The sequence below is a fragment of the Pseudomonas sp. B329 genome (assembly GCF_023127835.1).
In the GTDB taxonomy this organism is placed as follows: Bacteria; Pseudomonadota; Gammaproteobacteria; order Pseudomonadales; family Pseudomonadaceae; genus Aquipseudomonas; species Aquipseudomonas synxantha_A.
The window spans coordinates 44,951-66,497 of the sequence record NZ_SPKP01000016.1 but is presented as its reverse complement, the minus strand read 5'-3'; the positions used below and the strand labels follow the sequence as shown (position 1 = coordinate 66,497).

Below are 21,547 nucleotides of genomic sequence, written 5' to 3'. Positions count from 1 at the left end.
GAAAAAAACCGCACGTAGTGCGGTTTTTTTTCGTGCATCAGTCGATCGGACTCACAATTGTAGAAACAGTTTTTCATCCAAAGGCGGCGTAATTCTGGATTTGATGATTTGCTCCACGATACCGTTGCTTCCCGCCTCGGCGATCAAGTCCTTTTGGGTCTTGGTGCGCTGGGACGGAATTTTCAGGTGCGCCGCTGTGTGATCGGCCCTTGGAGTGCCCATTTTTGGATAGTGGAAGTGGGCATACCACAATACGTCGACCTTGCCTTTTTTACGTACGGCGTACTCAGTGAATACATCGCCACTTTTTGTAGGGATGTCTCGTCGGACCAGGTTGATGTCGACAAAACCATGGCGCCATAAATAGTCGACGTTTTCTGCGGTAGGCGTTTGTACCAGATAGCCATCGGCGGTGTGTCGGCGTGCCTTTTGAAGCATTTCATCGGCAGCTGCACGCCAGCGTGCAACCCATTCGGCGGTTTCCGGCTTGGCGCCCTGGCTGGCTTCTGCTTGTTGCGCGATCTTCTTGAGCTGGTCGGCCTGGGTTTCCAGCATATCGTTCCAATCACGGGGGCTGACGGTGTTTCGCCTGGAGGGATCTTCAAGCTTCTTTTTCTGGAAAAGAATCGTCTGTTCTATGGCTGGTAAGCCGTCAATCAACCGCTGAGCCTCGCTGCGGTAGCTTGCCAGGGATTGGGGCGGGGATGCGTGAGGCGGTTGTACGGGCTGCCCCCGCACTATCTTCACCCAGCCGCGCTCACCGGGATGTTCGCTGTAGCTGGCGATCGGTTGGCCGCTAGTGGGGTCGACCACATCAATGATGTTGACGGTTTGACCTGCCTGCGGTGCCCGTAGGGTGCCGATCAGCGTCTCCTGATGTTCGGTTTTGAACACGCGTTGATTCTGCGGTTTGGTCCGTCGGGCGCTGCGCTCGGGCGCTGCTGGAATAAGAACCTGCTGTTCTTTGACAACGTCGGTCAACTCGGCTTCCGTTTGCGCGATGAGCTCTTTGAGCACCTCGATGAAACGTTGCTGATACTCGGCACGAAAAAACTCTGGGTGTTCCTCTTGCATCAGGAGACTATCGTTCATTACCTGCTTGAACTTGGTAATCACGCTACTCAAGGTGGCACTTTGTTCGTTCAGTGTATAGCCACTGTAGTTACGTAATTCCGTGAAAGCGACAATTTCGGTTTTCAGGTTTTCATGCAACAGCCTGCTCATCTGTAAATGCTTAGAGCCCTCTGACAGCCCAGCCCATGTCGTGGTCAGTCGCTTGAGATAGGCCAGGCGGTTCAACTTATTTATTAGCATATGTTGGGCAAGTGGCCTGCCGGTCATGTGATTGAGGAATTCTTCTGCTTTGTTTTTGCCAAAGGGCGAATCGCTTTTCCAACGTTCCAATACGGAATTGAATACCTGCGTCGACTCCAGTAGTTGTTCATTTTCGAGATAAATCTTTTTTACCGCTTCAGTCAGTTCGCCGTAAGCCTCCAGGGAACCGGTCATCGCCGTCTGGTCCAGATCACCTATCGAGGCACCACTTACTCCGTGGATGCGCGTGTCACTCATCAGGCTCTCGTACAGGTTAATGACTTTAGATATGGCTTGCAGGGTGTACTGGTACTCCAGGGAGCGCGCTTTCTGGAATTCGGTGATGTCGTCAATGCCACCAATTTTCTTGGGAGCGATGGCGTCAACGGCACTTTTGCTGGTGTCCACGAGTGTTTGTGTCAACGTCTTCAGTGCCCGAAGTTGTTGATTCAGGTTGCCCATCAATACTGCGGTCTGCTGCAACTGTTGTCGATAAGGCTCATTGAATCGCTCGGGTTGTGTGACGGCCAGGCTGCGAAGCGTCTTGAGTTTCAATCGAGCTTTTTTGTACTGCTCGATGTCAACTTCGATTTTGGTCACTAGCGCTGTATGGCTTTCTGCAATTTTTCCAACTTTCGCATAGAGGCGCTGAAAAGCAGCATTTGCTTGCTGTTTCGCTTGAAACGCTTTATTGAAACTGGTCGTCGCCCTGTCAGCGTTCTCCATGCCGCCCTTGAGTTTGGGCGCCACATCAAAGCGCCACTTGCCTTGCGCATCGTTCTTTATTGAGGGGGCTACACGTGACTTGTTTTGTTCATCGATGATGAAGGTACCGTCCAAATCAGTCGCTGTGCGAAACCATTGGTTATCTATGTTGGCGTATACCTTGTCACCGACTTGATACAGACCTTTTTTGCTGCCTTCAGCGATGGGGGAACCAGGGTGCTGAGGCGCAGGAACTTTGAATGACTCTATGTGTGCGAGCAGGCTTGGGGTTAGTCCGCGTGGGCTGGATAGGCGGATATCGATGGCCGCACCGTCGCCACCGAAACTGGTGGTGACAGGGGGGAGCGGGTCCTGGCGGATGACAGCTTGGTGAACAACGGGCTCTTGAGTGTCACGGCGCCCAGGCCCGGGACGGTCGGGATTAGAGTCTGGCTCAAAGCGTTCAAACGTGTGCGCCGGTTTGCCGGGTTCCGCGCTGGAGGCGTGGCCCAGTGTCATGCCCAGGTTGATCAGCAGGTCGACCACTGCCGACGTCGGGTCCGGGTCGTTTGATGTGGAGAGCCGCTTGATGTCTTCTTCGCTGTTGGCCAATTGCAGTAACCAGCCCGCCATAGCCCCCGGCCCGCGCAATACCGGCAGCAACGTGTTGAACAGCAGCCAACCGAGTTCCTTGTGCGAGGCCCAGCGGCTTTCAGCGTCGGAGGTGGATTGGCCTTCCGCCAGGGTGACGAGGCTGTTGGCGTTGGATCGGAACCAATGCGTGAACAGACCACCGTTGAGCTGGTCCTGGCGTAGCGTGGTGGCCTCAGCATAGCCGTCGACGGCGAGGGTGGTGGGCTTGGGCGTGGTGGGTGGGTCGAACTCATTGAATACGGTGAAGCGTGCAATATTGGGGGTGCGAAAACCGCCATTGCCATACACCGCTCTGACCTTGTCATCCTTCAACCAGGCCAGCACGCTGTCTTGCAACGCACCCGGCTGGCGGATGGCTTCCAGCAGCGCGTCGCGGCTTGCAAACTCCAGCAACGCGGGCTTCAGTTGCGCACGATAGAGAATATGTGGGCCGCTGGTGCCGGCCACTGGTTCGATGATGAACATGTTGTCGACAACGTCTGGCGTTGCCCCTGGTTTGCGCACAAATGCCAGGGGGCGCACGGTAATCTCCTGTCCGTCCACCTGTTTGCTGCCCGCACCGGGCTGGGTGAGTGCTTCAATAAAGCGGTAACCCTGGGCGCTCATGCCGGCTTCGCCCTTGAGCTTGAACTCCAGCGCCTGCATGGCGAGCTGGATCGGTACCTGCTCGACAAAACGCGCTGCCCGGTCCCGGGATTGCTGGGTCTCGCTGAGCAGTTCGCGATTGAGCAGTTGTGGGTAGTGGCGACCGATATCCACGCTGCTGATCAGGTTCTTGAGCATCTGCGGCATTTGCGGGTCGCTGCTCGGTTGCCCACGCAGATGGACTTCCATCTCGCCCTTGGGCAAGCCGGCGAGATTGTTCAGAGCCATATCCACCAGGCTCATCTTCACCCGCTCGATGTAGCCGCTGCCCAGATTACCCACGGCGACCTTGAACACCACCTCCACATCCTTTGCCGTGTAGCCCTTACCGGACAATTGCTCGTCCAGTTGCTGCTGGGCGTAGGTGCGGATATCGGGAATGCCGTCGAGAAACGTCCGGCCGTTGTTACGTTGTACGTTGCTGGCCAGTGCCAACGAGTGACGCCGGTAAGTGTCACGATCTGCTTCGCTGGCGTTTTTGAGCCAGCCTGGCAAATTATCGCGCAGCCGCCCAAGCTCGGCCGCATTTGCAGCATAGGCTCCGGTGAACCAGGGGCTCGGGTCGCTTGCACGGAAGAAGGCCTGCTCCAGTTGATCAGGCGTGCCCGACGTTGGGAGCTCAATGGATGCGACGTTTTCCACCATGGCATTGAGGATGAGCGCCGCTTGTGTATCAAAAATGTTTGTATCGATTTCCTGGCGCTTCCAATTCAGGCTGTCGAAAACAAACACTTTCTCCAGGTTTCTCCCCCAGGCTTCGCCGAATGCTTGCAATGATTCATACGGTGTGACGACTCCAGCGGGGGTTGTATGCAGCACTTGCGTACGGCCGTCGACTTCTCGTGTGATCAACAGATCCGGGCTCAGTTGAGCTGAATTGCTGGCGCCATGGCTTACGGTGGTGTCGAGGATAAATACCTTGGCCGCTGCGTTGCCTTTTGCGGCTTGGCGGTGCACTTGATCCGGGTAGGTGGCGAGCTGATCGAGAGTCTCGCGTTGCGTGTCGGTGAGCCCGGGTTGTTTCAATGCGGCGGTTCGCAAGGTGTCCCTGAGTGTGTCGCTCAGCCATAGCCAACGGTTTGTCTCAAGGTTGGGGATGTCCTGGGTGTTATAGGCGTTGCCGTTGAAGTGGCGAACCAGCGCTTGTTCGAAACCGCTTTTGAGAGTGGTTCGCAGGCTGCGGATGATCAATTCGATGGCTTGCATATCGATGCCCGGCACCAGCGCTCCCGCCAAGGGCCCCGGTTTGAGCATATGGCCCGTGGCTTGATCAATCAGCGTGCAGGCCAGTGAGTGTTTATCGGTAAAGTCCAGCTCGCCGTCGCGGGTCAGGTGCTTGAGTGCTACGTCCAGCAAAGGGGTCAAGCAGTACTGGGGGGGATTGTTGGAAATGGGTTCGGCCAACGCTGTGTATCGAGGGTCAAACGCCAGGGTGGGATACAGGTTTTTGATGGCGTCGCTGAGCAGGTTCGACACCACTGAGCGCAACGTGGGCCGGCCAGCGAACTGGTGTGCAACCGTATTGGCTGTGATGTCGGCAGCGGGCTGCGGCGTTGAGACCGTAGCGGCCGGCGTTGGGCTTAGCGGCACAAAGCTCAAGCCGGATCTGAGCGATGACGACCCCGGCGATGTTTCGTAATGGACGCTGGTATCGCGCCGGGATCTGCGCAGTGATTGATCGTGGTCCGTTTGGAGCGACGCCTCGGAGTGGCTGCCAGGGGGTATTTCGAGCACTTTCCCCGACTTGTGGGTAACGGGGGGGAGCGGTACGGGGCTCAAGGTGTAGTCGGAAAGTCGTGAAGGGTGGTTTCCATGGATCATCGTGTAGCTTCCTTGTCGTTGAGATCTTGCTCGGCGTAGCGATTTGACCCTGAACGCCTAAAGCGAACAGGCGAGCGAAAATTAACGACCGGTGCTTAACCGTCAAATGAACAATGAGTAATCAGCTGTTTCCGGTAACGCTGTATCAGCGGCAAAAGCTGATAATGCGCAGGCCGACGTAGGGAGGGAGTAATTATGGCGACATGTGAACGCCCACGCGGGTTGAAGGCAGCATTTAGGCCGATGCAACAATTTGGCTTATCATGAGGTCTTTCCTCTGAACGACTGATGTGATGACTGCCGAATCTGCCACCCTGCCGGACACCATTGAAACCAGCGACATGCTTGAAATCGATGGCTTGCACGCCTTTGACTTCAAACTCGATAACGAGAAGTTGCTGATCACCGCCATGGACGGCCGTGCAGAAAAACGCTGGGCATTCAGCCTGGCCCAGGTGCAGGCGGCCACGTTCGACGACACCCTGCAAAGCTGGACCCTTACCGGTGAATCGGGCGAGCACCGCTTGATCTGCATGAGCGCCTTCACCGGCAACAATAACGATGAGGATGTAGCCGATGATGATGCGTAAATTCTGGCCCTTGCTGATGGCGGGCAGTGTCGGTGCCATGTCGGTGCAGGCTGCACCGGCTGACACCTATGAGCTGCTGGTGGGCAGCTATACCGCCGGCACCAGCGAAGGTATCTACCGCCTGCAATTCGACAGCCGCACCGGGCAGTTCAGCGGCAAGCCGGTGCTGGCTGCCAAGACGGCCAACCCGTCGTGGTTGACGGTTTCCAAGGACCAGAAGTACCTGTTTGTGGTCAACGAGAACGGTCCAGGCCAGAAAGACCCGGTGGGTCGTGTCAGCAGTTACAGCATCGACCCGCAAAATCATCAGCTCACCCTGATCAACCAGGTGCAGAGCCTGGGCAACGAGCCGACCCATTCCAGCGTCGCCGCCGATGGGCGTCACCTGTTTGTTGCCAACTATTCGGTACTCGAAGACCCGGGCGGCAGCCTTGCGGTGCTGCCGGTAGGCGCCGAGGGCAAGCTGTCGGCCCCGGTGCAGTTGAGCGGGCATCCGGCCAGCCGGGTAAATCCTGAGCGCCAGGCGTCCAATCACGTGCATTCCGTGGTGTCGTCACCGGATGGCAAGTACGTATATGTGCAGGACCTGGGCGCGGACAAAGTGTTTGTCTACCAGTACGATCCCAAGGCCAATCACGAATTGCCGCTGACGCCGGCCAACCCGGCCTCGGTGCAACTGCCACCCGGCAGCGGCCCGCGTCATTTGCTGTTCAGCGCCGACGGCAAACACGCCTGGCTGACCACCGAAATGAGCGCTCAGGTCGCGGTGTTCGATTACAGCGACGGCAAGCTGACGCAAACCCAACTGCTGGACTATGCCGCTGGCCAACCGGTGTCCGACAAAGCCGGCGCGGCGCTGCATGCGTCAAGCGATGGCAAGTTCCTCTACGTGAGCAACCGCGGTACGGCCAATCAGTTGCTGGTGTTCAGCATCGACCCGGCCACCGCGCACCTCAAGGAGATCCAGCGTCGCTCTGTCGAAGGTGATCACCCTCGTGAGTTCAGCCTCGACCCGAGCGGCAAGTTCCTGCTGATCGCCAACCAGAAAAGCAATGAAATCGTGGTGGTTGAACGCGACCCCAAGACCGGTCTGTTGGGTAAAACCGTGCAGCAATTGCCGATCGATGCCCCCAGCGACCTCAAGTTCCTGGTGCGTCAATAAGCCACAGGCCCCGCAGTGCGGGGCCTGAGCCCTTGTATTAATTCGGTTGATAGCGGCTACTGTTTCAAAGCATTTCTAAGGTCCAACCCTCGGGCGTAAGTTTGGTTCCAAGGCCTCCACCGGCCACTCAACCAAACGAACACAAGGGTTACCGCCATGAACTTGAATCTCTTCTCCATCATCGCCGCTTCCGCTGTTTCCGCCACCGTGGCATTGCCTGCCAGCGCCAGCGTGGAAGTCACTGACAAGAAATCCAGTGTCACGGCCTACACCCAGAAATACCTGCAACAGAGTGCCAATTTCTATGCAGCGCTGGATCACAAGACTCAGCACTGAGCTTCAGACAATAGAGGCCTGATGTGGGAGGGGCTTGCTCCCTCCCACATTGTATTGAGTCTGGACTTAAGATTTTGCCATCACCGCAATAAACAGCGGTGACTCCAGAAATTTCTGAAGCCACGCCTGCAACCGGTAGTACGGCGTCCCCGCAAACCACTCGCGATCCACATGGGCAAACTGCCTTACAAAGGGCACCAGCGCCGCATCTGCCAGGCTCAGGTGATCGGCAAGCAAATACTCCCGCTCTGTCAGCAAACCCTCCAGCTTGCGCAAAAATACCTCGCCCTCGGCCCGATAATGTTCCATCGGTTGCTCCGGGTAGCGTTCGGCGTACTTGTATCGATTCAAGTGATGTTTGAACACCTGATCGTTCTCGCTGATCAGCGCCAATACCGCAGGCTCACCCTGCAATAACCAATCCTCGGGATCGTGCTGTGCCAGCGCCCACTGCATGATCTCCAGGCTTTCTTCGATCACTCGGCCTTCGACGCTCAACACCGGCACCGTGCCCTTGGGCGACAGCGCCAGCATCTCGGTCGGTTTGGCTTTCAGGCTCACTTCGATAATGTCCACCGGCACGCCTGAATAGCGCAGCGCCAATCGCGCCCGCATTGCATAAGGGCAGCGCCGGAACGAATACAGCAGCGCCTGGCTCACTTGACCTCCAGGGTGCTCAGGCCATTGCCCTGGCGCTTGACCTGGATTTGCACCGGGATACGCTCGTGCATTTCCTGAACGTGAGAGATCACCGCCACCTTGCGGCCCTGAGCCTGCAAACCATCCAAAGCGTCCATGGCCAATTGCAGGGACTCGGGGTCAAGGCTGCCGAAACCCTCATCGATAAACAGCGACTCGATCTTCAAGGTGCTTGAGGCCATGGACGCCAGGCCCAAGGCCAGCGCCAATGACACCAGGAAGGTTTCGCCACCGGACAGTGAGTGTACCGAGCGCAATTCGTCACCCATCTCCGTGTCCATCACCAACAGCCCGAGCATACTGCCGCCGCGTTTAAGCCGGTAGCGGCGCACCAGTTGGCGCAACTGCACGTTGGCATGGTGCACCAGCAAATCGAGGTTGTAGGCCTGGGCGATCTTGCGGAAGGTGTCGCCGGTGGCCGAACCGATCAACGCATTCAGGCGCGCCCAGCGCTGCCATTCTTCATAGGCCTTGGTGATCTGTTCGGCCAGGGCCTGGTTGGCGTCCTGGCGGCGTTGATCTTCGGCTTGGCGGGCGCGCAGTTCGGCGCAATGCTTCTCGCCTTCGGCCAGCCGCTGATTGAGCGCCGCCAGGGTGTGGTCCAGTTGATCGGCGTCGAGATTGCCGTTGTGCAAGGCCTGGTGTTCGGCCAAGCGCTGTTCGCGCTCTTGCAGCAGCACCTTGGCTTGCTCGACAGTTTTTTCGCTGCTGTTCAGGTCCTGGCGTAGCTGCGCGATCTGAGCCTCATCGAAGGCTAATAAACGTGACAGGCCCTGGTTATCCAGATCGGGGTGCAGCGTGCGCCATTCATTGATGCGTGTTTCAAGCGCTTGTTGTTCCGCTTGCAGCGCGTGCTGGCGGTCCTGCTGGGCCTTAAGGTCAGCAGCCAGTTGGACCAGGGCCGTGTGCACGGTGTGCAGCTCGTGGTTGGCGTCGGTCTCGCTTTGGCGTGACTGCGCGACGGCCTGCTCCAGTTGCTGCTGCCAGTGTTCGGCGCTGGCGTGGTCGCCCAGCAAGGCGCTGAGTTTTTCTTGAACAGCTTGTTGCTGTGAGGCCACTTCGGTGACTTGCAGCGTGAGCGCGTCGAGCTGCTGCTGGCGATGTTGCTGGTGGGTCTGCTGTTTCTCGATGGCCTGCTGGCGCTCCTGCTGCTCGGCCAGTTCATCGCGCTGATGGCCCAACTGCTCAAGGCGTTGACTGACCTGCTGGTCGAGCTGCATGAAGGTCGCCGCAGGCGCACTGCGCAAACCCTCCAGGGTTTGGGTGGGCAACAGGGTGGCGAAGGTGGCGAGTTCTGCGTCGAGGCGTTCGCGGTCCTTGGCCAATTCCCGTTGCTGGTCCACCAGCAACTGCCGGGTTTGCTGGCTGGCCTCCTGAGCGGCTTGCAACTGCTGCTGAAGGCGCCCGGCGTTTTGTTGCAGGTTGAGCAGGGCGTCCTGGCGTTGTTCGTCCTGAGTGAGGCTCTGGGTCAGTTGGGCCAGTTGCTGAGCCAGCCAGCCGCTGCGTTTGGCCGCGTCCTGATTGAACAACGAGGCGTACAGCGGATGGGCCTCCAGGCTCTGTGCCAGGCCTTGCTGTTGTATCGCCAGCTGTTCCTGTTGGCGCAGGAACTCCTTCTGTTCGGCGATCAGTCCACCGACTTCACCGCGCAGTTCATTGAGTTTTTCCTTGAGGTCGTCGACCGCCTTTTGCGCCGTGGCTTCTTCGTTCTCGTCATGGCGACCCAGGCTCTGCAACAGGGCTTCGGGCTGGTGATACGGATGCTCGTGGCTGCCGCACACCGGGCAGGGCTGGTCATCCTGCAATTGCGCGCGCAACTCTTCGACGCTGGCGCTGCGGGCCAGGCGCTGACGTTCCAGCAGTTGCTTGGTCACCGTCAGGGTTTGCTCAGCCACGCTGAGTTCGGCCTTGGTTTGCAAACCGCTCTGGTTCAGTCGCTCGCGGCGTTGCGCGGCATCGGCGAGTTGTTGTGTCAGCGCGCCTGTCTGTTGATCCAGTTGCTGCTGGCTGTCCCACAAGCGGGCCAGGTCTTCGAAAGCACGCTGTTGCTTGCGATTATCCTGCAGCAGGCTGGCCAGCAACTGAATTTGCTCGGCCACCGCGTGGGGTTCGGCACCGGCTTCCTGATAGAGCAGGTCGAGGGCTTCGCGCTGTTGGGTGAACTGATCGGCGGCGGCGCTGGCACGCTGTTCGAGTTGCGGCAGTTCGGCCTCGCCCTTGTTGAGGCGATTGCCGATCACCATCAGCTGTTGCAGACGGTCGCGGTAGGCGTTCCAGGCCTCGCTCAGCGGGGCAAGGGCGGCGCTGTGCTCAAGCTCGGCAGCCAGGCGGTGCAGGCGCTCGGCGACTTGGGTTTGCGTGTCTTGCAAACCCTTGAGCAGGGCGTGGCCTTCGTTGCAGGCGCTTTGCTGTTGTTGTTTTTCTTCGCTGCGCTTGGCCAGTTCCCGGGTCAAGTGGGCGAGGGTGTTCTGTTCTTCAACGGCCTGGCGCAGCAGGGGAGCCGCCTCGGCCTGGTTTTTCAGGGCGTCGGCCAGCGCCGCTTGGGCGGCCACTTGCTGTTGTTGCGCCTGGTCCTGGCGGGTATGCAGGGCGACTTGCTGCTCCAGCTGTTGCTGAATCTGTGCCGCGAGTGGCGTCAGCAGGGTGCCGAGTTCAGCCTGGCGCAGGAAGTGATGACGTTGCGGTGCCAATTGCTCCAGGCGATTGAGGTCCTGGCGTTGCGGGCCTTGGTTGTCCCACTGCTGCTGGGCCTGCTGCAGTTGTTCGACGGCGCTGAGCTGGCGCTCTTGCCACTCACGCAACTCTTTGAGCCAGGTGTGCTGCAACTCCAACTGCTTGAGCTGGGCCTGCTGAGTCTTGAGTTGTTGCTGGGCCTCGGCCAACTGTTGATCGAGTTCGGCGCGAGCTTCAGGTGCCAGGGGTACTACGCCGGTGGCCTGGTCTTGTAGCTGTTTGTGAGCATCCCTGGCCTCCTTGGCCTTGTCGAACGCACGTCGACCCAGTTGGGTGTACAGTGCGGTGTCGGTGAGCTTTTCCAGCAGTTCGCTGCGCTCATTGTCATTGGCCTTGAGGAAGGCGCTGAACTCGCTTTGCGCCAGCAACACCGCACGGGTGAACTGCTCGAAGTTCAGGCCCAGGGCCAGCTCAAGCTGAGTCTTGTATTCGGTTTTCTGGCTGGCCAGCAGTTGCTCGCTGTCCAGGTCGATCAAGCTTTGCCGGCTGTTCTGCAACTTGCCGCTGGCCTTGTCGCGGGCGCGGTTGGCTTCCCAGCGCGCACGGTAGCGACGGCCACTGACGCCGACGAAATCCACTTCGGCATAACCGCCGCCGGTGCCGCGCCGAATCAGCGTGCGCGGATCGCCAATGGAAATATCGGTGTCGGCGTCCGGCATCTTGGCCTGGCCGGTATCGCCCAGGCGCGGCACCGCGCCGAACAACGCCAGGCACAATGCGTCAAGCAGCGTGCTTTTACCCGCGCCGGTCGGCCCGGTGATAGCGAACAGGCCCGCACTGGCCAGGGGCTCGGCGGTGAAGTCGATCTCGAACGGGCCGGCCAGGGAGGCGAGGTTTTTCAGGCGGATAGCGAGGATCTTCATGGCTGTTCGCCCTCCTGTTGCACTTCCTGGAGCAGCACGGCGAAATCCTTCAGGGTTTGTTCATCCACTTCGCTGCCATAGCTGTCCTGCCAGGCACGGCTGAACAATTCCTGGGGCGTGAGCTGGTCGAGTTCGATCAAGCGCTCATCGTCGCTTTCGCTGTTGCCGCGCTGGCCGGCGTATTCGGCGGCGATGCGCACCAGGCGTACGGCCTTGCCTTGCAGGGCGGTTTCGATCTGCTGGCGCAGGTCTGGCTGTGGTTCGTCGAGGCGTACCCGCACTTCCAGCCAAGGGTGACGTTGGGTTTCGGCCAGCAGGTCGATGTCCGGCAGGTCGCGCAGCTGCTTGAGGATGTCCGCCAGCGGTGCGGCTTCCAGACGTTGCAGGTTGACTGAACGGGGGATCAGCAGCGGTTCGACGCCCACCAGCCGTTCACCCTGGAACGTCACGTCGAGCACCTGATGCTTGTAGCCAATCTCGGAAAACGACAGCGGAATCGGCGAGCCGCTGTAGCGAATGCGCTCTTCGCCATTGACCTGTTGCGGCTTGTGCAAATGGCCGAGGGCAACATAGCCGACGGTTTTGTCGAACAGGCTGGCCGGCAGTGCCTCGGCATTGCCGATGATCAGGCTGCGCTCGGAGTCTTCCGATACCGACCCCCCGGCCATGTGCGCATGACTGATGGCTATCAGTGCCTGGCCTTTTTTGCGTTTGGCATTGGCGGCGGCGATCAGCCATTCATGCACCTGGCCGATACCCCGCAAGTAGTCGTCTCCCAGATGCGCACCGGTAACTTCCGCCGGGCGCAGGAATGGCAGCGCCAGGCACCAGGCGGCAATCTTGCCTTTGGCATCCGGCAAGGGGATCAGCAGGCGTTCTGCGTCCAACTGGCCATCGTCGAGCCACAACACCCGGCCCAGGGCATGAGTGCGCAGGCGGCGCATCAATGGCGCGGGCAGCTCGATACGCGAGCCGGAGTCATGGTTGCCGGCGATCATCACAATCGTCAGCGTCGGGTTTTGCTCGTGGGCGCTGATGATGAAGTCATACAGGCGTTCCTGGGCCTTGAGCGGCGGGTTGACCGTGTCGAAGATATCGCCAGCGATCAACAGCGCATCCGGGCGCTGGGCCTTCAGTTGGCCCAGCAGCCACTCAAGGAAACAGGCATGTTCGAAGTCGCGTTCCTGGCCGTGGAGGTTTTGGCCCAGGTGCCAGTCGGAGGTGTGAAACAGACGCAAGGCGAACTCCGTGGAGAAGATGAAAAGGAGGGGAGTTTACCTGTAAACACGCACACAGTGCCTGCCAGTGGCCCAGACCCGATATAGCAGAGGACTTGCCCCGATGACGGTGAATCAGATATGGATTAATTGGCTGATCCACCGTTATCGGGAGCAAGCCCCCTCCCACAGGGGTTATGGGTGTTGACGGGGTTGGGGGGGGGCAGGCAGGCCATTGCGCGGGCCATGTCGAGTTGGGCGCCAGCCGTGGGGAACGGTTGGGCAGGGGAGGACCACACACTCACGTGGACGCCTTAATTAACCTTCGGAATCAGAGACTCACCATGACAGTTTCAATAAATGCATCCCCTATTAGTCCTTTTCACGTGATGCCTCAGCAGGTGAACCCTGAAAAAACCTCACCCTCGTCCAGCCATCGGCAAGCGCGAAGCGCTGAGGCCCAAGCCGGCGCCCCTCACGCACGTCCTTTTGGTGGAGTGACCGACCGGCAACTGATAGGGCTGGTCCGCGACCACTTTCGCGAGTTCGCCGCCGGGGCGACAGACAGCTACGTAAACTTCAATGAATTGAAAGAAGCGGCCGGTCTGATAGCCAGCGACAGGTCATTTTCTCCAGAGGCACACCACACGGCACTGGAGTTGTTGTCACGCCCCGAACTGCTGCGCAAGCTGGATATCGGCATCAGCTTCTTTGGTGGCCCCGGCAAGGAAGATGGCCGGTTCGATATGGATAACCTGAACTATCTGTACAAATTCCCCCATCGTGAATGGAAGGTGCCGCGCCGTAATCACTAACATCCAGATGGATGTCGAACAGGCGACACCGCGCAACTGTGGGAGGGGGCTTGCTCCCGATAGCGGTGGGTCAGTTAAAGATGTATCAACTGAAACTCTGCCATCGGGAGCAAGCCCCCTCCCACATGAGTTTGCGGTATTACTTGGGATACAACGGCGGCAAGCTGGTGGTGTCGGTCGCCGGGTCCTGCTCGCGTTCGGCCACGGGGATGGCCTTGATCGCACGCCACAGGTCTTCACCCAGCCAGTACTGGCCGCTTTCGCTGTACAGCGCGCCGTTCAAGCCATCCAGGGCATCTGACAATGGCACAAACCGCGCCGCCATGTCGGCCAGGGTTTCCGGCTGTTGACGCGCCCAGGCATCGAGGGCCTGGCGGGTGGCTTGCGGATCGTTGGCCTGGGTGGCGCGCTTGAGGTCGTCGAGCAGGGTGCGCGGGCTCGGGCCGGTTTGCGCGGCGCGCTGTACGGCCGGCTGCCGACGGGCGCGCCACCACAGGCCGAAGCCCAGCAACGTGGTGCATGCCAGGATCAGTGTGCTCAGTTGCCACAGCCACAGGCGCTCATCGTCGGGTGCAGTGATGATGGTCGGCGTGGCGGGTGCGTCCACCACCAGGCTGGGATTGACCGCCACTTGCACAGTGCGCGCCGGCAGGCTGGTGCGTTCCAGGTGATCTTCGTGGGTGTTCCACCACACCACTTCCACCGGCGGCAGTTCCAGCTCGCCGGCGCGGGTTGGCACCAGGGCTTCGCGGTCTTCACGGCTGCCGATCAGGCCGCGGTCGCTGGTCTGGTTGCCCAGTACCGGTTGGTCCGGGTAGCGGCGCAGGCCGTTGACGTCGGCGCTGGGCAGCGCCGGCAACTGTGCGCTGGATAAGCCCTCGGCCTGCACGGTGAGGCTGCGAGTCAGAGAGTCGCCGACCTGCACGTGGTCCGGCGTAGGGTTCCAGCCTTCGCTCAGGGTCAGGCTGCGCGCCGGCAGCCAGGGAGCGTCGGCGGGGTAGAGGTCCGGCTTGGGTTTGATCGTCAACGGCAGGGCCGCAGAGCTGACGTGGATCATCTTGCCCGGCTTGGTGCCCTGCAGTGTGTTTTCCTGGGGTGGGCGCGATTCGACCAGGGTAGCGCTGAAGGTCTGCGCCGGAATCACCACCGTGCCGCTGTGCTGCGGGTAGACAGCGTAGCGGGTCTCGATCACGCCATGGCGGATGCTGTTGATGACCTTCTCATAGGTACGCGACTCGCCCAGTTGTTCGACACGTGCATCGGGAATCTGCAAGGGCGTGAGGCTGCTGTCGTCATACAGCGATACCGAGTGGTACACGCGTACGGTCAACAGCGCTTGGGCCTGGACGTACACGGCGGTCTGGTCGAGGTTGGCCTCGATAAATACTGGGGCCAGCTCGGTGCTGGTGTTCTGGCTGGCGGTTTCGACCACTTGCAGGGTGATCGGCTGGGTCTTGAGTGCGCCCACTTGCAACGGCGGGATGATCACGTTGCCGTTTTCCTTGGGCAGCAGGGTGATGATCCAGCGGGTGGTGGCGTGGTTATCGCCGCCCAGGGTGGTGAGCTGGTTGATCTGGCGGGTGCCGCTGACTTCAAACTGTGCGTCCAGGGGCGACAGGTCCGGCTTGCCGAATTGGGTTACATCGCTGGACTCCACCGTCAGCTCCACCGTTTCCCCGGAGTTGAGGCGGTTACGGTCAACGCTGGCAACCAGGTTCGCCGCCTGGGCGTGGCCTGCCGACAACGCGAGCAGAAGCAAAAGGGTGGTGCGGCGGCTCATCGAGTCGTGTCCTGATGTTGTTGCTGTTCGTACCAGAATTTGCGCCGCAGCAGCTCACCGGGATTGTCCGGGATCTCTTGCAGCCATTGCTCCAGCGCCTGGCGGCGCTCACCTTCAAGGCGGGTGTCGACAGGGCGCAGGGGCGGCGTGGTGGTGTGCTCGTCGCCCAGTTCGCTGCCCGGCACTTCATTGTGGCCTGGCTGTGGGGTGGCGCCGGCCTGAGTTTCACCGCTGCTGGCTTCGCCCTGGCCCTGGGGCGATTGTTCGCCGCTCTGGCCCGTTTGCCCGCTGGCCCCCGGTTGCGCAGTTTGGCCGGGTTGGGGGCTTTCGTCATCTTCGTTTTTTGCAGGCTGGGTCGGCTCGGGCTCGGCTTGCTCTTGCATCAGGGTTTCAACCAGGGCCTTGTTTTTCAGCGCCGGTTGCAGATCGGGCTGGGCTTCCAGGGCTTGCTCGTAGGCGTCGATAGCGGCTTCAAGTTCACCGGCTTTGGCCAGGGCATTGCCTCGATTGTAGTGGGAATAAGCGTCGTTGCCCTGGGCAAAACGTTTGATCGCCTCGGCGTAATTGCCGGCTTCGTACAGGGCTACACCTTGCCATTGCGGGTCTTGAAAGTGTTCGGCGGCTTCGGCTGGGCGCTTGTGCTTGAGCAGGTATTGACCTTGCTGGTCGGGGCGCAGCCACAGGTCCTGAAGGCCAAAGGCGTAACTGGGTTGTGGTGCGCCCAGCAGCAGCAAAGGCAGGCAGAACAGCCAGCCGCGACGCCCGGCGCAGGCGGCCAGCAGTAACAGCGGCAGCAGCAGCCAGTAACCCTGATCGGCCCAGGTGTCCAGGTGCAGCACTTGGCCGTCGTTGCGCAGGGCTTGTACGCTGTCGAGCATACCCAGTTGGCGCAGGTCTTTGTCATCCAGGCGCGCCGCACGGTAGCGGCCACCCATTTCACTGGCGAAGGCCTTGAGCGTCGGGCTGTCGAGGCGTGGCACCAGGATCGCGCCCTGGTCGTCCTTGAGGAACTCGCCGCTTTCCTGGGTCACCGGTGTGCCTTCACGGCTGCCGATGCCGAGGATCGACAAGGGCGGTGCCTGGGCGCTTTGCAGTTGCAGGCGGATGCCTTGGCGCTCCTGTTTCGACAGCGAGGAGCCGATCAGCAGCAGGCGCCCCTGGCCGAGCCCGCCTTGCTTGAGCAGGCCGAGGGCTTTTTCCACGGCCAGATCGGCGCGATGGCCGGGCTCGGGCATGATCGAAGGGCGCAGGGCCTCCAGCAGATTGCGGCTGGTGGCCAGGTCGTCCGACAGCGGCACCAGCGTATGGGCGCTGCCCGCATACACGACGATGGCGGTTTGCGCATCGGTGCGTGCTTGCAGCAGGTCATACAGCTTGCGCCGCGCCTGCTCCAGGCGGTTGGGCGGGCTGTCGGTGGCAAGCATTTCCGGGGTCAGTTCCAGCAGTACCACCAGCGGGTCAGCGGGTTTCTGACTGGGCTGTTCAACCCGTTGCCAACTGGGCCCCAGCAACGCCAGCACGGCCAACAGCCAGGCGATGCCCAGCAGCACCCACGGCGATTTGCTCTCGCGGCCGTTGCCGCCACTGAGCAGTACGGCATGGAAGGCCGGTGGCAGGATCATCTGCCAGCGGCCGGCGCGCTTTTGTCGGTGCCACAACTGCCACAGCAACCAGCCGAGCAGCGGCAGCAGCAACAGCCACCAGGGCCGGAACCAGTGCGGCCACAGGGCGATCATCGACGTCTCCGCAAACGCAAGCGCTTGAGGCGCTGGCGCCATTCAGGGTGTTGTTGCAGGAAGATCCCTTTGCTCGACAGCTTGTTGAACCCGCGTTGCAAGGCGTTGTTGGGCCAGCGTTCCTGGATCACCAGCAACAGGCTCAAGATCAGCGCCAGCGCCAGCGGGCCGCTGTACAACGCCTGGGCCGGTCGCGCTTGGGTGGGTTGTTGTTCGACGGGCTCCAGGGTGTCGAGGGTCTCCTTGATCTGCTGCAGTTCCTCGCCGTCATGGGCGCGGAAATATTGACCGCCGGTGGCCTCGGCCATCGCCTTGAGCGCCGGCTCGTCGAGGTCCAGGCTCGGATTTACGCCGAGAATGCCCAGGGAACCGGTTTGCTCCGGGTCGGCGCCAATGCCGATCGGGTAAATCTTCACGCCTTCTTCGGCCGCCAGTCGCGCTGCCGTCAACGGGTCGATCTGCCCGGCGTTATTGGCGCCGTCGGTGATCAGGATCAGCACACGGCTTTGCGCCGGGCGTTGGCGCAGGCGTTTCAAGGCCAGGCCAATGGCATCGCCGATGGCGGTGTTCTTGCCGGCAATGCCGATACGCGCTTCGTCCAGCCAGGTACGTACGGTGCGCCGATCAAAGGTCAGCGGTGCCTGCAGGTAGGCTTGAGTACCAAACAGGATCAAGCCCACGCGGTCACCTTCGCGTTCTTCAAGAAAGTCCCCGAGCAGGTGTTTGACCAGGGCCAGGCGACTCACGTCCTCACCCTGCCAGTGCATGTCGGGGAAATCCATGGAGCCTGACACGTCGACCGCCACCAGCAAGTCCCGGCCACTGGCGGCAATTGGCAAAGGCTCGCCCAGCCATTGCGGGCGTGCGGCGGCAGTCAACAGCAGCAGCCACAGCACCACGAAGGGGGCCTGCTGGCGCCAGCCTGGCAGGTTGGCGCGGGCGCGACGGCGGGCCAAGCCTTCGAGGTCGCTCAGGTAGCTGACTTTCAATGCCGGTTCGCCGCTGTCGGCCACGGGCAGGATCAGGCGCATCAACCAGGGCAATGGCAACAGGGTAAAGATCCACGGCCAGGCGAACTCAAACATGTTTGCGGATCCAGGTGTCGACAGCTTGAGTCAGGCCGGCGATAGCTTTGTCGTCGAGTTTGCATTCGGGCTTGTAGGCGCCTTCCACCAGTACCATCCAGCGCGTCAGGCCGGCGGCGGGGCAGCGGTTGTCGAGGAAGGCCAGCCATTTGCGGCCGTTGAGGGTATGGCTCTGGCTATACGGGTAGTCGTTACGGCACAGGCGCTTGAGCAGGCCGTTGAGTTGTTGCAGCCAGGCACCTGCGGGCGCGCCGTCGTAGGGCTTGGGCATCAAGGCCAGTTCGGCGAGGGCGGCGATGCGCAGCGGGTCCAGCGGTTGTTCGGCGCGGGCCACGGGGCGGCGGGTTGGCAGGAAGCGGCGCAACCACCACAGGCCCCAGCCGAGCAGCGGGATCACCAGCAGCAACAGCCACCAGCCGGGCGCAGGCGGCCAGAAGCCGATGGCCGGCGGGGCGATCAGCGGTTGCAGTTGGTCCAGGCTGCTCATTGTTTTTTAACCGGGCGTTGCGGGTTGAGGTACTCGCGCAGTTGCTCGACCATTTCACTCTGTGTGCTCAACGGCATCAACAGCACCCGCAGCTTTTGCGCGAGCCGTTCCCAGCGGGCGATACGTGCTTCGGCCTGGGCTTTGTAGGCCTGGCGCAAATCAATGTTCAGGGTGTCCAGTTCCAGCTGTGCGCCGCGTTCTGCGAAGCGCAGTAACCCGGCGGCGGGCAGGGCGTGATCAAGCGGGTCGGAAATGGGCAGCAGCAACAGGTCGCAATGTCGCGACAGCAGGCTCAGCTGTTGCTCGGCGCTGTCAGTCAGCGCCCGTTCATCGCAGATCACAATTCCCAGGCTGCCCGGTCGCAACACTTCACGGCCACGGCGCAAGGCCATGCCCAGGGCGTCAGCTTCGGGGCGGCTTTCGGTGTTCAGGCTCTGGTTGACCCGCACCAGGCGGTTAAGCAGCTGCAACAGGCTTTGTTTGCTGCGTCGAGGCTTGATTTCGTAGTGCTCGCTGTCGCCGAACACCAGTCCGCCGACCCGATCGTTATGCCCCAGGGCCGCCCAGCCGATCAGGCTGGCCGCTTGTGCGGCGAGCACCGACTTGAACATCTGCCCCGAGCCGAAGAACAGACGGCAGCTTTGCTCCACCATGATAAAGATCGGCCGTTCGCGTTCTTCGTGGAACAACTTGGTGTGCGGTTCCTGGGTGCGCGCTGTCACGCGCCAGTCGATGGTGCGCACGTCGTCGCCCGCCTGGTACACCCGCACCTGATCGAAGTCCACACCGCGCCCGCGCAGCTTGGAGTGGTGCAGGCCGATCAACGGGCTGCGCTGGCCGGGAGTGGAGAACAGCTGCACTTCGCGCACGTGGTGACGCATCTCAATCAGTTCACTGAGGGTTACGCGTATACCATCGCTGGCGTTCATCGGCTTCAAGCGACGGCAACAACGTCAAGAATGCGTTGCACCACGCGGTCCTGGTCGATCCCGGCAGCTTCGGCTTCGAACGACAGGATGATGCGGTGACGCAGCACGTCGAACAGCACCGCCTGGATATCCTCGGGGCTCACGAAGTCGCGACCGGCCAGCCAGGCGTGGGCGCGGGCGCAACGGTCCAGGGCGATGGAGCCTCGGGGGCTGGCGCCATAGGCGATCCACTCGGCCATTTCCGGGTCGAACTTGGAAGGCGTACGCGTGGCCATGACCAGTTGCACCAGGTATTCCTCTACCGCATCGGCCATGTACAGGCCAAGGATTTCCTTGCGGGCGGCAAAGATCGCCTGTTGGCTGACGCGCCGCTCGGGCTTGGTTTCGCCATTGAGCGCTTCGCCGCGGGCCTGCTGAAGGATGCGCCGTTCGACGGCGGCGTCCGGGAAACCGATCTTCACGTGCATGAGGAAGCGGTCGAGCTGGGCTTCGGGCAGAGGGTAGGTGCCTTCCTGCTCGATGGGGTTCTGCGTGGCCATCACCAAAAACAGCGGCGATAGCTCGTAAGTGCTGCGGCCCACGCTGACCTGGCGCTCGGCCATCGCTTCAAGCAAGGCCGACTGGACCTTGGCCGGGGCGCGGTTGATTTCGTCGGCGAGCACCAGGTTATGGAATATCGGCCCCTGCTGGAACACGAAACTGCCGGTTTCCGGGCGATAGATCTCGGTGCCGGTGATGTCGGCGGGCAGCAGGTCGGGGGTGAACTGGATACGATGGAACTGCGCTTCGATGCCTTCGGCCAGCTCCTTGATCGCCTTGGTCTTGGCCAGCCCCGGTGCGCCTTCGACCAGCATATGGCCGTCGGCGAGCAGGGCGATCAGCAGGCGATCGATGAGTTTTTCCTGGCCGAGAATCTGCGTAGAAAGAAAGGTTCGCAGCGCAAGCAGCGCTTCACGATGTTCCATCGATGACGGTTCCTGGAAAGATGAGCCTGATGGTGGAGCGCGAGCGCCAGGCTTGGGAGGCTTACTTTAATGCATCGAAGGGGGTGGCGACTAACGACGTCACGGGTATTTTCAGAAAAACTTGTAGGCTTTTGGTGTGGGAACACGGTCAATGTGGGAGGGGGCTTGCCGCCGATGCCCGTGTGTCGGGCACCGATGTAATAACTGGCCCGCCGCTATCGGGGGCAAGCCCCCTCCCACATTTGAACCAGGGTGCAGCTCAAGTCCGGATGAAAGTGCCAGTGCCTGCGAGGATTTTCTGCAAGGTTTCCTCCACTTCAGCCAGGTCGGATGCGGCCGTGGCGTGGGTGATCTCCAGATGATCCTTGCCACCCAATGCATCGGCATCACCGGCTGCAAGTTCGATCAGCAACGTCGTGGCACTCAAGGTGATCTTCAGCCCATCCAGCGTCGACGGCTCGTAATCCCAGGTCAGTTCCACTTCCTCTTCATCCGGGTAGCGGCTCAACATGAACATTTCGCCGTTTTTGCCGTGGCAGCAAAGCATGGCCATGTTGTCTTCTTCTTCGTCGCACGGGGTGGCCATCAGGGCGTCGGTTTTCAGCTGCAGCATGGGAAATCCTGTGTGGAGGAGGGCGTTGCGCTGGCAATTGTGCCATTGCGGCGAATTTTATGCTGCAGGGTGTGTCAGATCCAGGGCATGACCTGGCGTGCGGTATCAGTCATTTTCGGTACTCAGAGGGCTGAAAAACGCAGGTTTTTTGCCCGGAAAAACGCGGTTGCCCAAGTTGCAACCTATTGCCTGCTTACCGATGACCGAATATGTCGCAGCGTCGCAAGCAGCGGTCTTCCTACACTCGTTAAGCTGCGCAACGGATGTGCCCCGCGCCCGGCGCCTGACCTGCCCGTCGTACCGTCACCCGGCAAGGTGTGCATCTTGTGGAAGTTGTATGTGACCTGACTGTCCTGTCCAGCTTCACCCACCTGTCGGCCTGATTCGTTTATCGTGAC

General features: G+C 60.7%; 15 protein-coding genes. 4 read left to right on the top strand and 11 right to left on the bottom strand.

Annotation, left to right across the window (positions count from 1 at the left end; translation table 11 throughout):
- Positions 1-51: 51 nt before the first annotated feature.
- Positions 52-4,539, bottom strand: a complete 4,488-nt coding sequence (locus E4P00_RS10970) for a DUF6543 domain-containing protein (RefSeq protein WP_248131419.1) — start codon at positions 4,537-4,539, stop codon at positions 52-54.
- An 893-nt stretch (positions 4,540-5,432) separates the two neighbouring features.
- Here E4P00_RS10970 and E4P00_RS10965 point away from each other — a divergent pair.
- The 3 genes from E4P00_RS10965 to E4P00_RS10955 all read left to right on the top strand — a co-directional run bounded on the left by E4P00_RS10965 (position 5,433) and on the right by E4P00_RS10955 (position 7,227).
- Complete coding sequence (locus E4P00_RS10965; RefSeq protein WP_248131417.1) at positions 5,433-5,729, top strand: DUF5629 family protein; 297 nt, start codon at positions 5,433-5,435, stop codon at positions 5,727-5,729.
- Positions 5,716-6,891, top strand: a complete 1,176-nt coding sequence (locus tag E4P00_RS10960) for a lactonase family protein (RefSeq protein ID WP_032803498.1) — start codon at positions 5,716-5,718, stop codon at positions 6,889-6,891. Before E4P00_RS10965 ends, E4P00_RS10960 begins: the two co-directional genes overlap by 14 nt.
- A 156-nt stretch (positions 6,892-7,047) precedes the next feature.
- Entirely contained in the window at positions 7,048-7,227 is a 180-nt protein-coding gene (locus tag E4P00_RS10955) for a hypothetical protein (RefSeq protein WP_005787847.1), read from the top strand.
- Positions 7,228-7,293: 66 nt separating this feature from the next.
- Here the strand turns inward: E4P00_RS10955 and E4P00_RS10950 are convergent, their stop codons facing one another.
- Genes E4P00_RS10950 through E4P00_RS10940 form a run of 3 tightly spaced genes read right to left on the bottom strand, consistent with a single transcriptional unit; the run spans position 7,294 to position 12,760 of the window.
- The gene (locus E4P00_RS10950) at positions 7,294-7,887 is read right to left on the bottom strand and encodes a glutathione S-transferase (RefSeq protein WP_078821212.1); all 594 of its coding nucleotides are present in this window, start codon (positions 7,885-7,887) and stop codon (positions 7,294-7,296) included.
- Positions 7,884-11,522 (bottom strand): AAA family ATPase, encoded by a 3,639-nt coding sequence (locus E4P00_RS10945; protein WP_248131415.1) that lies wholly within the window; start codon positions 11,520-11,522, stop codon positions 7,884-7,886. Before E4P00_RS10945 ends, E4P00_RS10950 begins: the two co-directional genes overlap by 4 nt.
- Positions 11,519-12,760 carry an exonuclease SbcCD subunit D C-terminal domain-containing protein gene (locus E4P00_RS10940; RefSeq protein ID WP_078821214.1) on the bottom strand — a complete coding sequence of 414 codons (1,242 nt, stop codon included), beginning with the start codon at positions 12,758-12,760 and terminating at the stop codon, positions 11,519-11,521. Before E4P00_RS10940 ends, E4P00_RS10945 begins: the two co-directional genes overlap by 4 nt.
- A gap of 323 nt (positions 12,761-13,083) precedes the next feature.
- Here E4P00_RS10940 and E4P00_RS10935 point away from each other — a divergent pair, with 323 nt between their 5' ends.
- Complete coding sequence (locus E4P00_RS10935) at positions 13,084-13,554, top strand: hypothetical protein (protein ID WP_177327417.1); 471 nt, start codon at positions 13,084-13,086, stop codon at positions 13,552-13,554.
- A gap of 139 nt (positions 13,555-13,693) precedes the next feature.
- Here the strand turns inward: E4P00_RS10935 and E4P00_RS10930 are convergent, their stop codons facing one another.
- The 7 genes from E4P00_RS10930 to E4P00_RS10900 all read right to left on the bottom strand — a co-directional run bounded on the left by E4P00_RS10930 (position 13,694) and on the right by E4P00_RS10900 (position 21,149).
- On the bottom strand, positions 13,694-15,334 hold the full coding sequence (locus tag E4P00_RS10930; RefSeq protein ID WP_032880828.1) for a BatD family protein: 1,641 nt from the start codon (positions 15,332-15,334) through the stop codon (positions 13,694-13,696).
- Complete coding sequence (locus E4P00_RS10925; RefSeq protein ID WP_078821215.1) at positions 15,331-17,070, bottom strand: tetratricopeptide repeat protein; 1,740 nt, start codon at positions 17,068-17,070, stop codon at positions 15,331-15,333. Before E4P00_RS10925 ends, E4P00_RS10930 begins: the two co-directional genes overlap by 4 nt.
- Complete coding sequence (locus E4P00_RS10920) at positions 17,067-18,155, bottom strand: VWA domain-containing protein (RefSeq protein ID WP_032880830.1); 1,089 nt, start codon at positions 18,153-18,155, stop codon at positions 17,067-17,069. The genes E4P00_RS10925 and E4P00_RS10920 overlap by 4 nt, the downstream gene beginning before the upstream one ends.
- Positions 18,148-18,642, bottom strand: a complete 495-nt coding sequence (locus tag E4P00_RS10915) for a DUF4381 domain-containing protein (protein ID WP_017136650.1) — start codon at positions 18,640-18,642, stop codon at positions 18,148-18,150. The genes E4P00_RS10920 and E4P00_RS10915 overlap by 8 nt, the downstream gene beginning before the upstream one ends.
- On the bottom strand, positions 18,639-19,571 hold the full coding sequence (locus tag E4P00_RS10910) for a DUF58 domain-containing protein (protein ID WP_005787858.1): 933 nt from the start codon (positions 19,569-19,571) through the stop codon (positions 18,639-18,641). Before E4P00_RS10910 ends, E4P00_RS10915 begins: the two co-directional genes overlap by 4 nt.
- A 5-nt stretch (positions 19,572-19,576) precedes the next feature.
- On the bottom strand, positions 19,577-20,536 hold the full coding sequence (locus tag E4P00_RS10905; protein ID WP_005787860.1) for a MoxR family ATPase: 960 nt from the start codon (positions 20,534-20,536) through the stop codon (positions 19,577-19,579).
- 259 nt (positions 20,537-20,795) lie between these two features.
- Positions 20,796-21,149 (bottom strand): hypothetical protein, encoded by a 354-nt coding sequence (locus E4P00_RS10900; protein WP_078821216.1) that lies wholly within the window; start codon positions 21,147-21,149, stop codon positions 20,796-20,798.
- Positions 21,150-21,547: the final 398 nt, after the last annotated feature.

Coding starts and splice junctions, on each gene's coding strand:
- E4P00_RS10915 (WP_017136650.1), bottom strand. CDS start 18,642: ATGAGCAGCCTGGACCAACTGCAACCGCTGATCGCCCCGCCGGCCATC.
- E4P00_RS10900 (WP_078821216.1), bottom strand. CDS start 21,149: ATGCTGCAGCTGAAAACCGACGCCCTGATGGCCACCCCGTGCGACGAA.
- E4P00_RS10945 (WP_248131415.1), bottom strand. CDS start 11,522: ATGAAGATCCTCGCTATCCGCCTGAAAAACCTCGCCTCCCTGGCCGGC.
- E4P00_RS10955 (WP_005787847.1), top strand. CDS start 7,048: ATGAACTTGAATCTCTTCTCCATCATCGCCGCTTCCGCTGTTTCCGCC.
- E4P00_RS10920 (WP_032880830.1), bottom strand. CDS start 18,155: ATGTTTGAGTTCGCCTGGCCGTGGATCTTTACCCTGTTGCCATTGCCC.
- E4P00_RS10960 (WP_032803498.1), top strand. CDS start 5,716: ATGATGATGCGTAAATTCTGGCCCTTGCTGATGGCGGGCAGTGTCGGT.
- E4P00_RS10965 (WP_248131417.1), top strand. CDS start 5,433: ATGACTGCCGAATCTGCCACCCTGCCGGACACCATTGAAACCAGCGAC.
- E4P00_RS10910 (WP_005787858.1), bottom strand. CDS start 19,571: ATGAACGCCAGCGATGGTATACGCGTAACCCTCAGTGAACTGATTGAG.
- E4P00_RS10935 (WP_177327417.1), top strand. CDS start 13,084: ATGACAGTTTCAATAAATGCATCCCCTATTAGTCCTTTTCACGTGATG.
- E4P00_RS10905 (WP_005787860.1), bottom strand. CDS start 20,536: ATGGAACATCGTGAAGCGCTGCTTGCGCTGCGAACCTTTCTTTCTACG.
- E4P00_RS10930 (WP_032880828.1), bottom strand. CDS start 15,334: ATGAGCCGCCGCACCACCCTTTTGCTTCTGCTCGCGTTGTCGGCAGGC.
- E4P00_RS10925 (WP_078821215.1), bottom strand. CDS start 17,070: ATGATCGCCCTGTGGCCGCACTGGTTCCGGCCCTGGTGGCTGTTGCTG.